General features: G+C 69.1%; 13 protein-coding genes. 9 read left to right on the top strand and 4 right to left on the bottom strand.

Features of this window, described 5'->3' with window-relative positions:
• Window positions 1–3 precede the first annotated feature (3 nt).
• Window positions 4–873 carry a hypothetical protein gene (locus NO978_RS03255; protein ID WP_257298090.1) on the top strand — a complete coding sequence of 290 codons (870 nt, stop codon included), beginning with the start codon at window positions 4–6 and terminating at the stop codon, window positions 871–873.
• Here NO978_RS03255 and ilvA read toward each other — a convergent pair.
• Window positions 849–2,060: a threonine ammonia-lyase gene (gene ilvA, locus NO978_RS03250; protein ID WP_257298089.1), complete on the bottom strand. Its 1,212-nt coding sequence runs from the start codon at window positions 2,058–2,060 to the stop codon at window positions 849–851. The genes NO978_RS03255 and ilvA overlap by 25 nt on opposite strands.
• Window positions 2,061–2,441: 381 nt before the next feature.
• On the bottom strand, window positions 2,442–2,654 hold the full coding sequence (locus tag NO978_RS03245) for a hypothetical protein (RefSeq protein WP_257298088.1): 213 nt from the start codon (window positions 2,652–2,654) through the stop codon (window positions 2,442–2,444).
• On the opposite strand from NO978_RS03245, the gene NO978_RS03240 reads away from it, so the two are divergent.
• The 4 genes from NO978_RS03240 (at window position 2,653) to NO978_RS03225 (ending at window position 7,999) form a co-directional block, all read left to right on the top strand.
• Window positions 2,653–4,020 (top strand): MATE family efflux transporter, encoded by a 1,368-nt coding sequence (locus NO978_RS03240; protein ID WP_257298087.1) that lies wholly within the window; start codon window positions 2,653–2,655, stop codon window positions 4,018–4,020. The genes NO978_RS03245 and NO978_RS03240 overlap by 2 nt on opposite strands.
• A gap of 278 nt (window positions 4,021–4,298) precedes the next feature.
• Entirely contained in the window at window positions 4,299–5,315 is a 1,017-nt protein-coding gene (locus NO978_RS03235; protein WP_257298086.1) for a PGF-CTERM sorting domain-containing protein, read from the top strand.
• On the top strand, window positions 5,312–5,848 hold the full coding sequence (locus NO978_RS03230) for a hypothetical protein (protein ID WP_257298085.1): 537 nt from the start codon (window positions 5,312–5,314) through the stop codon (window positions 5,846–5,848). The genes NO978_RS03235 and NO978_RS03230 overlap by 4 nt, the downstream gene beginning before the upstream one ends.
• Window positions 5,849–6,199: 351 nt before the next feature.
• Complete coding sequence (locus tag NO978_RS03225; RefSeq protein ID WP_257298084.1) at window positions 6,200–7,999, top strand: PAS domain S-box protein; 1,800 nt, start codon at window positions 6,200–6,202, stop codon at window positions 7,997–7,999.
• Between the two features lie 246 nt (window positions 8,000–8,245).
• On the opposite strand, the gene citZ is transcribed toward NO978_RS03225, so the two are convergent.
• The gene (gene citZ, locus NO978_RS03220) at window positions 8,246–9,382 is read right to left on the bottom strand and encodes a citrate synthase (RefSeq protein ID WP_257298083.1); all 1,137 of its coding nucleotides are present in this window, start codon (window positions 9,380–9,382) and stop codon (window positions 8,246–8,248) included.
• A 129-nt stretch (window positions 9,383–9,511) separates the two neighbouring features.
• Here citZ and NO978_RS03215 point away from each other — a divergent pair, with 129 nt between their 5' ends.
• The 4 genes from NO978_RS03215 to NO978_RS03200 all read left to right on the top strand — a co-directional run bounded on the left by NO978_RS03215 (window position 9,512) and on the right by NO978_RS03200 (window position 13,397).
• Window positions 9,512–10,726, top strand: coding sequence for a potassium channel family protein (locus NO978_RS03215; RefSeq protein WP_257298082.1), 1,215 nt, complete (start codon window positions 9,512–9,514; stop codon window positions 10,724–10,726).
• A 175-nt stretch (window positions 10,727–10,901) separates the two neighbouring features.
• On the top strand, window positions 10,902–11,987 hold the full coding sequence (locus NO978_RS03210) for a molybdopterin-dependent oxidoreductase (RefSeq protein WP_257298081.1): 1,086 nt from the start codon (window positions 10,902–10,904) through the stop codon (window positions 11,985–11,987).
• 61 nt (window positions 11,988–12,048) lie between these two features.
• Window positions 12,049–12,831 (top strand): YqcI/YcgG family protein, encoded by a 783-nt coding sequence (locus NO978_RS03205; protein ID WP_257298080.1) that lies wholly within the window; start codon window positions 12,049–12,051, stop codon window positions 12,829–12,831.
• Window positions 12,828–13,397, top strand: coding sequence for a cysteine hydrolase family protein (locus tag NO978_RS03200; protein ID WP_257298079.1), 570 nt, complete (start codon window positions 12,828–12,830; stop codon window positions 13,395–13,397). Before NO978_RS03205 ends, NO978_RS03200 begins: the two co-directional genes overlap by 4 nt.
• A 1-nt stretch (window position 13,398) precedes the next feature.
• On the opposite strand, the gene NO978_RS03195 is transcribed toward NO978_RS03200, so the two are convergent.
• Complete coding sequence (locus NO978_RS03195; protein WP_257298078.1) at window positions 13,399–13,866, bottom strand: phosphate-starvation-inducible PsiE family protein; 468 nt, start codon at window positions 13,864–13,866, stop codon at window positions 13,399–13,401.
• Window positions 13,867–13,915: the final 49 nt, after the last annotated feature.

The raw sequence follows: 13,915 nt of genomic DNA, 5'->3' as shown, positions 1-13,915 counted from the left end.
ACGATGGACGACCGTTCTGGACCCTGGCGTCGGGCGACAGCCGGTGTCGTCGCGGTGGCCGGTCTCAGTTACGCTGCCCGCCGGCTCGCCGGGACGCGCGTGACCGACGTGCCCCTGAGTCCGCTGACCGCCCGCGGGCGAATCGGCGGCGACTGGGTCTCGCGCGCCGGTGTCGGCACCGGTGAGCACCCGGTCGGCGAGATGGACGACATGGCCGCGTTCGCCCGCGACGGCTTCGACCCCGAGCTGGTCGGCCCCGACGTGCGGACGTTCTACGAGCGCACCAGCGAGTACGCACTCTCGCTCACCGCCGAGTGGCACCGGCCGTTCCGGACGGGTGCCTGGCTGGCGACTCTCCTGACCCGCAGGATGGAGCAGCTGAACCTCCCCGCGCCGGGCGACGGCCGGACGGTCAGCCTCCACAGCGAGTTCGAACGCATCGACCCCGCACTGGACCCGCGCGACGGGGCGAGAATGTGGGTCCGCACCGACGCCGACACTGGCGACGGCGTGTTCGTCGCGGCGTACGGCTCGCACGTCGCCGACCGCGAGCGCTACGTCAACATCGCGGTACCCCTGCCGGGCTGTAACCTCTCGACGGTGCTCTCGCTCCGGAACCTGGACGACGGCGCGGTCGAGCTGACGACCGAGGCAGCGGGTGACCCCGGCCTCTACCTGGTGACGCCGGCGGGCGCGTTCGAGCTACCGATGGCACAACGGTTCCGTGTGTGGCCCGCGGATGCACCAGGAGTGCCGACGGACGTGCCGCGAGCGGCGGGGGCGGCCATCGTCGCCACCCACGAGATGTGGCTCTGTGGACAGCAGTTTCTCACTGTACGGTACGCCGGTCAGACCAGCACTTCGACCTCGTAGCCGGCGTCCCGGATGGCCTCGAGCAGCTCGTCGATGTGGTCCCGGCCCCGGGTCTCCAGGTCGACCTCGACCTCCGTGTCGGCCATGCCGATCTGCCGGGAGGTCCGGTCGTGCTGGATGGCGTAGATGTTCGCCTTCTTCTCGGAGATGATGTGGAGCAGGTCCTCCAGCGAGCCGGGGCGGTCGCGCAGGACGGTCTTTATCTTCACGTACCGCCCGGTCGCGACGAGGCCACGCATGATAGCCGTCGTCAGCATGTTGAGGTCGATGTTCCCCCCGCACATCGCCGGGACGATGACCTCGTCCTCCTCGTAGTCGAACTTGTCGAACAGCAGGGCCGCGAGCGGAGCTGCGCCGGCCCCCTCGACGAGCGTCTTCCCGCGTTCGAGTACGTACGTCAACGCCATCGCGATCTCGGGGTCAGAGACCGTGACGACCTCGTCGACGCGCTCCTTGATGACCTCGTAGGTGAGCGTGCCGGGGCCGCGGACCGCGATGCCGTCGGCGATAGTGTCCACGTGGTCGAGCTCGACGCGGTGGCCCTTCGAGAGCGACTGGGCGACGCTGGAGGCACCCTCGGCTTGCACACCGATGACGCGCGTGTCCGGACTCTTGGCCTTGATCGCGGTCGAGATGCCGGAGATGAGGCCGCCGCCGCCGATGGGGACGAGTACCGTCTCGACCTCGGGCAGGTCCTCCAGGATCTCCAGCGCGATGGTGCCCTGCCCCGCCATCACCTTCTCGTCGTCGAACGCGTGGACGTACGTCCGGCCCTCCTCGCGTTCCAGCTCGTGGGCCTTCTCGGCGGCCTCGTCGTAGTCAGCGCCGTGGAGGACGACCTCGGCACCGTAGCTCTGTGTCGCCTTGACCTTCGAGATGGGGGCGTACTCCGGCATGACGATCTTGGAGTCGACCCCCGAACGGGTCGCCGCCAGCGCGACGCCCTGGGCGTGGTTGCCCGCGCTCGCAGTGACGACGCCGGCCGCCTTCTCCTCCTCGGAGAGCGTCGCGATGCGGTTCGTCGCGCCCCGGATCTTGAACGAGCCGGTCCGCTGGAAGTTCTCCATCTTGAGGTGGACCTCCGCGCCCGTCATGTCCGAGAAGGTGTGCGTGTACTCGATGGGTGTGTGCCGGGATGTCTCCCTGACTCGCGGCTCCGCGGCGAGAACGTCGTCGAGTTCGAGCATAATCACGGAGTTCGACCGCCGCCCGGTTAATATTGCCGTATCGGGAGCCGAGCACCCGGCCGCGTTCGCGGTTTCGACGGCCGGCGTATCGCACCGGCAGTGCCACTCAGCAGACCGCCCACGACCGGAGACCCGCGTCTCGTGCTCCTGGCAGCAACGACCAACAGCGCGACGGCTCGGCAGGTGACGCACGAAGAGACGCCCGTCGGGGGTACGGGGAGCCCGCCGAGGTCGTCCAAAGGGGAATACGGGGTAGCACGCGTGTGACGTGCAACTGAATTGTCGACCCGAATGTATATAAACGCCAGCCATCCGGAGTGAAAGTATAACCGCAAGACTGCGCTTCCCTCGAACGGCCGTCAGACGGCCGTCTGCCGGGTGTCATTCGAGGGTTGCTGTCACGGTACGGTCGGCCGCAATCAGTTCGGCCAGCGCGGCGAGCGGCGGTGAGTCGCCGTCGGGCCACGTCGACCAGTCTGCGTCGATGAACGTCCCGTAGACGAGGACGTCCATCGTTTCTGACGACGGGAGCCGGCTCCCGCACGCTTCCGCTTCCGACAGCACGAAGACACCGAGCGACCCAGACCGGACCATGGAACGGGGTCGGCTGTACGCTGTCTGGCGGCGGGTCCTCGGCCTCTCGTGGCCGGTGATGGTCGAGCAGACGGTGCGTACGGCGATGCGGACCACCGACATCATCGTCACCGGACTGTTCTCGCCCGCGGCCATCGCCGCCATCGGGCTGGCCGACCTCTACTCGCGGTTCCCACTCCGCATCGGTCTCGGCCTCGGCGGTGGGGCCATCGCGCTGTCGAGCCAGGACACCGGCGCTGACGCGACGGCCAACCGCGACGAGGCCGTCACGCAGGCCATCCTCCTCGGGCTCGTCACGGGCATTCCGTTCGTCCTGTTCGGGCTCTCGTTCGGCTACGAGGCACTCGCCATCCTCGGCGCGAACGACACCGTCGCCAGCCTCGGCGGCACCTACCTCGCCATCGTCTTCGCGACCGCGCCGGCCCGCCAGGTGTCGCTCATCGCCGCCCGGTCGTTGCAGGGAACCGGCGACACGCGCACGCCGATGTACGTCAACGTCGTCTCGAACGGGCTGAACATCGTCGGGAGCGTCACCCTCGGCCTCGGGCTGTTCGGTGTCCCGCGCTACGAGATCGTCGGCGTCGGCGTAGCGACCGCGTTCAGCAACGTGTTCACCGCCGTCGTGCTCTGTGCGGTGATGGTCGCCGGACGGACGAGCGCGGGCTTCGCCCGGCCCACGAACCCCGTCATCGCCAGACAGCTGCTCGTCGTCTCCGCGCCCCGTGTCCTCGAAGGGTTCGTGGAGACGTTCGCTGAGTTCCCGTTCAACGCGCTGCTGCTGGGCTTCGGCACGGAGGTCAACGCCGCGTTCCAGGTTGGGCGTCGGCTCTACCAGCAGGTCACCGGGCCGCTCTCGCGAGGCTACAGCGTCGCCGCCAGCGTCGTCGTCGGACAGGCCCTCGGCGACGGCGACCCCGAGGGCGCCCGCGAGAACGGCTACGCGACCGCGCTGCTCGGACTCGTCACCGTCGGGACCATCGGCCTCGTGCTGGTCGTGGCCGCACCGCTGTTCGTGCGCATCTTCACCCGCGACCCCGTGACTGTCGGCTACGCCGTCGACTTCGCCCGGGCCTACGGGCTCGCGGCGCCCGCGCTCGTGACGTTCGTCGTCTTCTCCGGCGGCCTGCAGGGCGGCAGCGAGACGCGCACGCCGTTCCTCGCTCGGGTCCTCGGCCTCGGCGTCTTCTTCCTCGGCTTCAGCTACGTCGTCGGCGTCGTCCTCGACTACGGCGTCATCGGCGCGTACGGCGGTATCGTCGGCTACTACGGGCTCGCGGCGGTCGTCGTCGCGCTCGGCTTCTGGTACGGCGACTGGGCGGACCGGGCCGCGCGGATGATGGCGGAACGCGGGAGCGCGGCGGACTGAGCCTGCGTCCCGTCAGCCGTTCCGTCCCGCGCCGTGTCGTCCGGTTCGCCCGCTCGGGCTCACCATCGACCCACTCGACACTCTCGTCGAACGCGGCCACCAGCGAGGCAGGTCGCTCGTCGGCCGCGACGACACGGAGGACGGATGGTATCTGACATCGAGCCAGTCGTGGCTCTGAGTACAGTCCGCAGATGTGTGTTGGAATGAAAATGAATCGCGGCTAGGACTCCCACGGTCGAACGCACAAAGCACTTATACAAACCATTGGACATGACCGTATGCGAATCGAAGCAGTTCTCGCGGGGGTCGCCGTGGTCGCCATCGTAGCGACCACGGGCGTCCTCGTTGCCGTCCCTGACGCGGTCCAGTCCCCCGCGCCGAACGAACCGACCGACCCCGGTGGTGGCTCCCTCGAAGACCTGACAATCGCCGTCGAGAACGTCTCCGGGGGGACGGCCACCTTCGCCGTGACGCCGTACGTCGAACACCGTGGGAACACCGCACCGAACGTCACCGTCCTCCTGCGGGCCGTCGACGAGGAGAACGGCGTCGTCGCCGCCACACGGACGCTCTCCCTGGGAGAACTCACCGACGGTCGGGAGGTAAACGCCACCGGGACGCTCGCCGTTCCCCGGGAGGGTGACTACACCATCGAGGCCCTGCTCTACCGCGACGGGGAGCGCCTCGACACCGGCCGTCGGACCATCTCCGGCGTCGGAAGCCTCACCCCCGAGTACGAACGCACGCCCGTCGCCTTCCACGAGTTCAGAGGCGAGGAGATGCCGGTCATCGAGTACAGCATCGAGGACGTCACCGACGGGCAGGCGACCCTCGGCGTGACGACCTACCTGACCAACACCGGCGACGAGCCCGTCGAGGACCTGCACTTCGTCCTGAAGGCCCGCCAGAACGGCTCGAACGTCGTCGCCGACCGAACCACCGTCGACGTCGGCCGGGTCGACCCCGGCGAGACGGTCACCCCGGGCGCTGACCTCACCGTCCCCGACGGCTACGACTACTACCTCGACGCCATCCTCTGGGACGGCGATACCGTCATCGACACCCAGCGCTCGGTCGCCAACCTCGGCCCCGGCACCGGGCTCAGCGTCGACGAGACGAGCGAGAACGACAGCTTCGAGAGCGGCGACTTCGCCGACACCGGCGGCTCGACGGACGGCGACTACGACACCGAGACACGCCCCGAGAGTGACGGCGGCCAGCCCGGCTTCGGTGTGCCCGTCGCCCTCGCCGCACTGCTCGCGACCGCCCTGTTCGCACGGAGGCTCCGACGATGACCGACGACGACACCACCCACGACACCGACGCACCGCCCAGCGATGAACCGCACCAAGACACCGACGCGCCGTCCGCCCACGAACCACGCGAGGACGACGCCGGCTTCGGCTTCGACGGCGAGGACGACGGCGCTGCGGGGACCGGCGCGTCCGCCGACACCAGCGGTGAGTCCACGCCCGGCGGCGGCGAGTCGCGGGGCGAACCCGCCGCTGCGCGGGCCGACATCACCCCGCCACGGAGCAACCCCAGTGCACCACGAGAGCCCCCCGCCCGGCGCGACCCGAGCCGCGACGCCAACCCCTCGGAGCAGTCCGACGACAAAATCCGGACGTACGTCCTCTGGGCGGCGCTCGCCGTCCTCGGGCTGTTCAGCGTCGTCCTGCTGTTTCAGTTCTACGGCAGCGCCATGCAGGCCATCACGGACTGGGTCGGCCCCGAGTACCGCTCCATCGTCCGTAGCGCCGTCTCCCTCGTGCTGCTGTGCCTGACACTCGTCGGCGTTGCCCAGGTCACCCGCGAGCTCACCACGTGACCGGTGTCAGCACTGGGCCCGCCCACGCGTCGCAGACTCACGCAACCGTCAAGCCCCCCGGTCGCCTGCGTGCAGCGAAGAGGTGACCCACATGACGTGTCCACGCTGTACGACTGCCGCCCACGACGCCGGCGGCTCGTTACTCTGTCCCGCCTGCGGCTGGCGAGAACGTGCCGGTGCCGACTGACGACCACCTATTGGGCTGCGCTCGGTAACCGCTGAACCGAGCTGCCCAACCAGGAGGAGAGCACTCATCCGACCGCACTTCCCACCGCACGACCCGCACTCGCCGCCGAATCGAGCGTCGAGGTCAGGGAACGAGTTTTATTCACGGACCCACTGGTATCGGTGATGAACGACACGGTCAGGGTCTTACACGTCGACGACGACCAGAGCTTCCGGAACCTGACCACCGAGTTCCTGACCCGAGAGAGCGACCGCATCGAGGTCATCTCCGAGCCGAGCGCGACGGCCGCGCTGAATCGACTCGACGGCGCCGACGTGGACTGCATCGTCTCCGACTTCGACATGCCCGGCGCGAACGGACTGGAGTTCCTCGAGTCGGTGCGTGCCGACTACCCCGACGTGCCGTTCGTGCTGTTCACCGGAAAGGGGAGCGAGGAGGTCGCCGCCGACGCCATCTCGGCCGGCGTCACCGACTACTTCCAGAAACGCAGCGGTCGCGAGCAGTACAGCCTCCTCGCACAGCGCATCGAGAGCGCGGTCGAGCGCCGGCGCACCGAAGTCGAACTGGACGGGACCCGGCGTCGGTTCCGCAAGCTCATCGAGCACTCGGTGGACATCATCGTCGTCATCGACACCGACTTCACGTTCTCGTACGTCTCACCGTCGATCGAACCCATCCTCGGCTTCGACCCGGCGGCGACGGTCGGCGACGACGCCCTGGAGTACGTCCACCCCGACGACATCGCGGTCTCCGAGGAGCGACTCGCAGAGGCCATCGCCGACCCGACCATCGAGGTCACCGAGGAGATACGCCTCGCCACCGCCGATGGCTCGTGGCAGTGGCTCGAGGCCAGGGCACGCAACCACATCGACGACCCCGACATCGGCGGGGTAGTCATCTACGCCCGCGACATCACCGACCGGAAGGCCCGCAAGGAGGAGCTCCGCCACTACGAGGCCATCGTGGAGAACATCACGGACATCGTCTACACCGTGGACGACTCGTGGACCATCACGCACGTGAACCCCGCCGTCGCCGACTACGTCGACATGCAGCCCTCGGATATCGTCGGGGACTCCGTCGAGGCGTACCTCGACGAGATGCTCGGCGCCGACGACCGCGAGCGGTTCCGGGCGGCGCTCTCGGCCACGCTCGCCGGCGAGGACGAACGTCTCGACGTCGACATTCAGCTCCCGACCGGCACCGTCGTCCTGGAGCTCGAGATGACCCCACTCCCACCCGACGACGACGCTGATCCGGCGACCTCCGACGGCGCCGTCATCATCTCGCGCGACGTGACCGAACGCCGCGCCGACGAACGACGGCTCGAACGCCAGAACGAGCGTCTCGACGAGTTCGCCCGCATCGTCAGCCACGACCTCCGCAACCCCATCGACGTGGCGTCGCTCCGCCTCGAACTGCTCCAGGAGGAGGTCGACAGCGAACACGTGCCGCCCATCGCCACCGCCCTCCAGCGGATGGAGTCGCTCGTCGAGGACGTGCTCTCGCTGGCCCGCGAAGGCACCGCCGTCAGGGACCCTCACCCCGTCTCCCTGTCGACGGCCGCGGTGACCGCGTGGGCAACCGTCGAGACGGGCGACGCGGACCTCGTGACGGAGACCGACCGCGAGATCCTCGCCGAGGATACCCGGCTCTCACAGCTCCTCGAGAACCTGTTCCGGAACGCCGTCGAGCATGGCTCGACGAGCCCGGACGCGGGGACGCTCACCGTCACCGTCGGCGACCTCGGGGACGGCTTCTACGTCGCCGACGACGGGGTGGGAATCCCCGCCGAGGCCTACGACCAGGTGTTCGACCCCGGCTACTCGACCAGCGAGGACGGCACCGGATTCGGGCTGGAGATCGTCCAAGCGCTCGCGGAGGCCCACGGCTGGTCGGTGTCCGTCACGGACAGCGCCGATGGCGGTGCGCGGTTCGAGATACGGGGCGTCGAGGAGGCGTAGCCGCGGGTTTCGTCGGTCGCTGCGCTCCTCGCAGGAGGCTAGTACGGAAAATCGGACGCCGACGCGTCTCTACCGCTCGTCGACCGGCACGAACGCCACCACTTTTTGCGCTGCGGTCGGTCGCCTCCCGGCTCCCTCCCTCGGCAAAAACTGGACCAAAATCCTCGCGACTCCCTACGGTCGTCGCTCGGTCTGCTCACTGCGCTCGCAGGAGGCTAGTACGGAAAATCGGACGCCGACGTGTCTCTACCGCTCGTCGACCGGCACGAACTCCTCGTCCATCGGCCCGACGTAGCGGGCGCGCGGCCGAATGAGTCGGTTGTCGTCGTACTGCTCCAGCACGTGTGCGACCCAGCCGCCGACACGGCTCATGACGAAGATGGGGGTGTAGATGTCGATGGGGATGCCCATCTGGTAGTACGTCGAGGCGGAGTAGAAGTCGACGTTCGGCGCGAGGCCCTTCTCCTCCGTGAGGTACTCCTCGATGCCGACGGAGTAGTCGTGCCACTGGGGCGTACCGGCGGCCTCGCCCAGCGCCTCGCTCTTCTCCGAGAGGATCTTCGCGCGGGGGTCCTTGACGTTGTAGACGCGGTGGCCGAAACCGGGGACGCGCTCGCCGGCGTCGAGTCGGTCCTCGACCCACTGGACGGGGTCCTTGCCGGACTCGTCGAGCTCGAGCAGCGCCTCCATCACGTTCTGGTTCGCGCCGCCGTGCAGGCTGCCCGAGAGCGCGCCGATGCCGCCGGGGATGGCGGAGTGGACGTCGGCGAGCGTCGAGGAGATGACCATCGAGGTGAACGTCGAGGCGTTCAGACCGTGGTCGGCGTGGAGCACGAGCGCCATGTCGAACGTCTCGGCGAGCACGTCGTCGGGCACCTCGCCGTTGAGCATGTAGAGGAAGTTCGTCGCGTGGTTCAGGTCCTCGCGCGGGGCGACGGGCTCCTCGCCGTCGCGGACGCGGACGAACGCGGCGAGGATGGTCGGGATCTTCGCCGTGATGCGGCGTCCCTTCCGGAGGTTCGCTTCCTCGTCGGTCGGGTCGGCCGCGGCGTCGTCGTCGTACGCCGAGAGCTGCGAGACGGTCGTGCGGAGCGCAGCCATCGGCTCCTCGTCGGCGGCGGCGAGCTCGCGAACCGTCGCCATGACGCCGTCGTCGATCTCCCGTTCGGCGGCCATCGACTCGCTGAACTCGTCGAGTTCATCCCGGTTCGGGAGTCGACCGTGCCAGAGGAGGTAGAGCACCTCTTCGTAGCTGGCGTCCCGGGCGAGGTCCTCGATGTCGTAGCCACGGTAGACGAGGCGGCCCTCGTCGCCGTCGATGAAGCTCAGTTCGGACTCGGCAACGAGAACACCCTCCAGCCCTTTCTTGAGGTCGTCAGACATACCCTGAGCTTCAGTACCTTAACCGAAAAACATTGTCGTTTACGCTGTTACCCTACCGTAGAATCTTGCCGGTTCCCGGGCCGAACGGCCGGCCGAACGCTTTTCTCCCGCCCCGGAGAAGGCCGATGTATGGACGCCGGTGACGTAGAGTACGAGCCCGTGAGCGTCAAGGCCGTGCTCGCGGAGATGAAAGACACCGCCGAGCTGATGATCGATATGTCGTTCTCGGCGGTGCTGCTCGGGAGCACCGAGGTCGCCGAAGAGGTGCTCGAACTCGAAGAGCGCATGGACGTGCTCCAGATGCGCGCCCGGATGAGCCTCATGATGGCTGCCCGGTCGCCCGAGGACGCCGAGGCGCTCGCTCCGGTGCTGGGCGTCGTCGGCGCGACCGAGAAGATAAGCGACGCTGCCGGCGACGTCGCGAAGGTCGTCATCGAGGATATCGGGCTGCCGGACGCGCTCCGGGCCGCGCTCCCGGAGGCGATCGAGACGGTCGCTCGCGCCATCGTCGCCGACGACTCGCCGCTGGCCGGGCACACGCTGGAGTCGCTCAACCTGGAGACCGAGACGGGGGTGCGCGTCATCGCCATCCGGCGGGGTGGCGACTGGCTGCTCAGCCCCGACCGCGACGACTACCTCCGCGCCGGCGACGTGCTCCTCCTGCGCGGCGTCGAGGAGAACCTCGCGGAGGTCTACGCCGACGTGACCGGCGGCGAGTACGTCGCCCCCGAGCCCGCCGAGCCCGGCATCGGGGACCTCGAACGGGCGGTCGACTCCATCGTGCTGATGAAGAACATGAGCGAGCTCGGCGTCGACGTCGCCTACGGCTCGGTGCTGTACGACAGCGACGGGCTCGCCGAGGAGGTCGCGGAGCTGGAGGCCGAGGTGGACGCGCTCGAGTCCCGCTTCGAGGCGTGGGTGCTCCAGGCCGCGGCCGGCGTCGACGACCCCGTCTCGCTCCGCGGGCTGATGCACATCGCGGAGGCAACCGAGGTCATCTCCGACGCGGCCCTCGAGATCGCCGAGGGGGTGCTCCGGGGGATGGGTACCCACCCGGTCGTGGCCGAAGCCGTCTTCGAGTCCGACGAGGTCGTCGTCCGACTCGCGGTTGTCCCCGACTCGGCGCTCTCGGGCACCACGCTCGGCGCACAGATGGTCCGGACCGAGACCGGAATGCGTGTTATCGCGGTCCGTCACACCGACGAGGACGGCGACAACTGGGAGATCTCTCCCGGCCCCGAGACCCTGCTCCATCCCGGCGACGTGCTCATCGCGAAGGGGACCCGCTCCGGCGCGGAACGGCTGGAGGCGCTGACGGGGGACGAGTCGCTCGACGTGGAGTGAGCGCCGGGACCGGCGTCGCCGGAGCGCTCGTTCGTGGTGGTCTCGCAGTGCTCGACACGCATTGCGGCCGCCAGTCGTCGGTGGGAGTTTACGCCAGGTGTAAACCTTCGACGGTGGCGTCCATCGCCCCCCGACGACACGAGCGCTCTTACGCGTTCGGCCCAAGATAACGGGTATGCGGCGTCTCCCGTTCGAACCGTCGCCCCGGGTGGTCGACGCGGGCATCCTCGTCTCGGTGCTCGTCGCCGGCGCGACGGGGCTCCTGAGCCTGACTGCGCGACCCGACGACGGCTGGGTGTTCGTCGTTCACGGCGTCATCGGGCTGACGCTGGTCGTGCTGCTCGGGTTCAAGCTCCGGCGCGTCTGGCGGCGCGTCGCGGGCTCGTGGACCCGGACTGTCGCGGTGAGCGTCCTGCTCACGGTGCTGGCGGTGGCCGCGCTGGTGACGGGTGTGGCGTGGACGCTCGGCGCAGAGTCGCCGGTCTCGGGGGTGACGCTACTCGTGCTTCACGGCTACCTCGGCGCGCTCGTCCTCCCGGTGCTGCTGATACATCTCGCGGCACGGTTCCGGCTCCCCGACCGCGAGACGGTGACAGAACGCCGGCAAGCGTTGCGGGTCGGCGGGCTGCTCGTCGGCGGCGCGGCCGCCTGGCGGCTGAAACAGTCGGTCGCGGGTGACCTGGTTCCGAGCCGCCGGTTCACCGGCTCTCGCGAGGAGGGCAGCGACGGCGGCAACGCGTTCCCGGTCACCTCGTGGGTCGCCGACGACCCGGAGCCGGTCGACGCGGCCGCCTGGAGCCTCGACGTTCGCGGGGCGGTCGCGGAGGAGCTGTCGCTCTCCGAAGCCGCTCTGCTCGCCCCCGACGCTGGCGGCCCGACCGCCACCGACGACGAGCGCGCGCTGCTGGACTGCACGAGCGGCTGGTACTCCGAGCACGACTGGCGTGGGGTGCGCGTCGGCGACCTGCTCGACGCCGCCGGCGCCGACCCCGACGCCGGCTACGTCCGCTTCCGGTCGGTGACGGGCTACCGGTGGAGTCTCCCGACGAGCGAGGCCCGCGACGCGCTGCTGGCGACCCACGTCGACGGCGAGCGCCTCTCCCACGGCCACGGCTTCCCGTGCAGACTCGTCGCACCGGGGCGCCGCGGGTTCCAGTGGGTGAAATGGGTCCAGGCCGTCGAGGTGCGCCACGACCCCGACCCGGCGCAGTGGGTGGCGACGCTCGTCTCCGGCTTCGACGGGGACGGCGGGGGAAGTTGACGTTCTTCCAGTTCCTGGGAAGTCACGACAGGTACAAGCCCGCACGCCCGAACACGTTCGCATGAGCGAGACGGCCACCACCCCGACACTGGCCGACACCGACGTCGTCCGGCTGTTCGACCAGGAGCGCCTGCACGACCGCCTCGCGGCAGGGGCGCTCCCGGACTGGGCGCGCGAGCACTACGAGACGTTCCGCGCCGACATGCTCGGCGAGCGCGATGGCACGCCGTTCCCCTGCTTCTTCGGCGTCGACTCCGAGAAGGAGGGCTGGGCGCTGTACACGTTCGTCCCCGGCTTCGACGACGAGTCGCTGGCCCGGTTCGCCGACGTGACCCGGGCGTACCTCCGAACGCAGGAGCACCACTCGCCCCGAACCTCGATGGTCGCCTTCTTCAAGAACACCGACGGTGAGCGACCCGAACAGCACTGGCACGACCGCTACTGGGAGGTGCTCCAGTTCCTCCACGACAACGACCCCGAACCCTGGCCCGACGAGTTCCCGGCCGACCCGGACGACCACCAGTTCGAGTTCTGTTTCGCCGGCGAGCCCATCTTCCCGACCGCCCGCACGCCGGCCCACGACCGGCGACACAGCCGGTTCAACCCACACGGTCTGGAGGTCACCGTGCAGCCCCGGAGCGTGTTCGACGGGGTGACCGGCGACACCGAGGCCGGCCAGCGCGCCCGCGAGGTCATCCACGACCGGCTGGAGGGCTACGACGACGTCTGCCCGCACGCCCACCTCGGCGACTGGGAAGACGACGAGAGCCACGAGTGGAAGCAGTACGTCCTCCCGAACGACGAACGCGACCTCGACGACTGCCCGCTGGAGGTCCGCGCGTGAGCGACGAGACGACCGACAGCCCGGACGTGCTGCTCGTGGTCGACGCTCAGCAGGCCTTCGGGAACCCCGACCGCGGCGCTCGGAACAACCCCGACGCCGAGGCACGCATCGCCGACCTCCTCGCCGCCTGGCGCGAGCGCGGCTGGCCCGTCGCCCACGCGAGACACGACTCGGCAGAGTCGAACTCGACGCTGCGGCCCGGGGTGCCCGGGAACGCCTTCATCGAGGGCCTGGAGCCCCGTGACGGCGAGCCGGTGTTCGCCAAGTCGGTCAACGGCGCGTTCGTCGGCACCGACCTCGAGCCGTGGCTCCGCGACACGCCCCACGACCGCATCGTCGTCTGTGGGTTCACCACCGACCACTGCGTCTCGACGACGACCCGGATGGCCGAGAATCGCGGGTTCTCGCCCGTCGTGGTCTCGGACGCGACGGCGACCTACGCCCGCGAGGTGCCGGACGGAGCGGGTGGCGGGACCATCTCGGCCGCGGCCAACCACCGCGCCGCGCTGGCGCAGCTGTCGGGGGAGTTCGCCGCGGTCGTGTCGACCGCAGACCTGCTGTCCTGAGTCACTGTCTGGTCGTCCGCTCGATATAGAGGAGGACGCCGAGCACGAGCAACAACAGCCCGTAGGAGCCCGCTGTCAGCAGCGCGTCGGCCTTGTCGTCGTACACCTCGCTCCGGAAGATGATGATCTTCCGGACCATCGCGATGATGCCGGTGTAGGCGACGAGCTGGACGATCTCGCGCGTCTCGCTCTCCTGTGCGTACGCGACGACGGTCTGGTACACCTCGACGATGATGAACAGCAACAGCGCGGTGTCGATGAAGCCGACGACGACCAGCGGGTCGGTGATGGCACCGGAGAGCGTCCGCTGGACGATCTGGAGGCCCAGGTCGAACACCCCGACCGCGAAGAGGACGACGAGGACGTACGCCGCGACCATCTCGATGCCACCGAGCAGCCGCTCGGAGATGGAGACCAGTCGGTCGAAGCGGTCCTCCTCGACCCGGTCCGTGCTTCCCTCGTCGGACACACGAATGCTACGTGTTGGCACATCATGAGCGCGGGGGAACCGGACTCAA

This window comes from Haloarchaeobius sp. FL176 (assembly GCF_024609245.1).
Classification (GTDB): Archaea; Halobacteriota; Halobacteria; order Halobacteriales; family Natrialbaceae; genus Haloarchaeobius.
Note: the sequence above shows the minus strand (reverse complement) of the source record. Positions and strands in the feature narration are given on the sequence as shown.

Bases quoted from the DNA above. Each gene is read 5' to 3' on its own strand.
- NO978_RS03240 (WP_257298087.1), top strand. From the start codon at position 2,653: ATGGAACGGGGTCGGCTGTACGCTGTCTGGCGGCGGGTCCTCGGCCTC.
- NO978_RS03205 (WP_257298080.1), top strand. From the start codon at position 12,049: ATGAGCGAGACGGCCACCACCCCGACACTGGCCGACACCGACGTCGTC.
- NO978_RS03215 (WP_257298082.1), top strand. From the start codon at position 9,512: ATGGACGCCGGTGACGTAGAGTACGAGCCCGTGAGCGTCAAGGCCGTG.
- NO978_RS03245 (WP_257298088.1), bottom strand. From the start codon at position 2,654: ATGGTCCGGTCTGGGTCGCTCGGTGTCTTCGTGCTGTCGGAAGCGGAA.
- NO978_RS03230 (WP_257298085.1), top strand. From the start codon at position 5,312: ATGACCGACGACGACACCACCCACGACACCGACGCACCGCCCAGCGAT.
- NO978_RS03225 (WP_257298084.1), top strand. From the start codon at position 6,200: ATGAACGACACGGTCAGGGTCTTACACGTCGACGACGACCAGAGCTTC.
- NO978_RS03210 (WP_257298081.1), top strand. From the start codon at position 10,902: ATGCGGCGTCTCCCGTTCGAACCGTCGCCCCGGGTGGTCGACGCGGGC.
- ilvA (WP_257298089.1), bottom strand. From the start codon at position 2,060: ATGCTCGAACTCGACGACGTTCTCGCCGCGGAGCCGCGAGTCAGGGAG.
- citZ (WP_257298083.1), bottom strand. From the start codon at position 9,382: ATGTCTGACGACCTCAAGAAAGGGCTGGAGGGTGTTCTCGTTGCCGAG.
- NO978_RS03235 (WP_257298086.1), top strand. From the start codon at position 4,299: ATGCGAATCGAAGCAGTTCTCGCGGGGGTCGCCGTGGTCGCCATCGTA.
- NO978_RS03255 (WP_257298090.1), top strand. From the start codon at position 4: ATGGACGACCGTTCTGGACCCTGGCGTCGGGCGACAGCCGGTGTCGTC.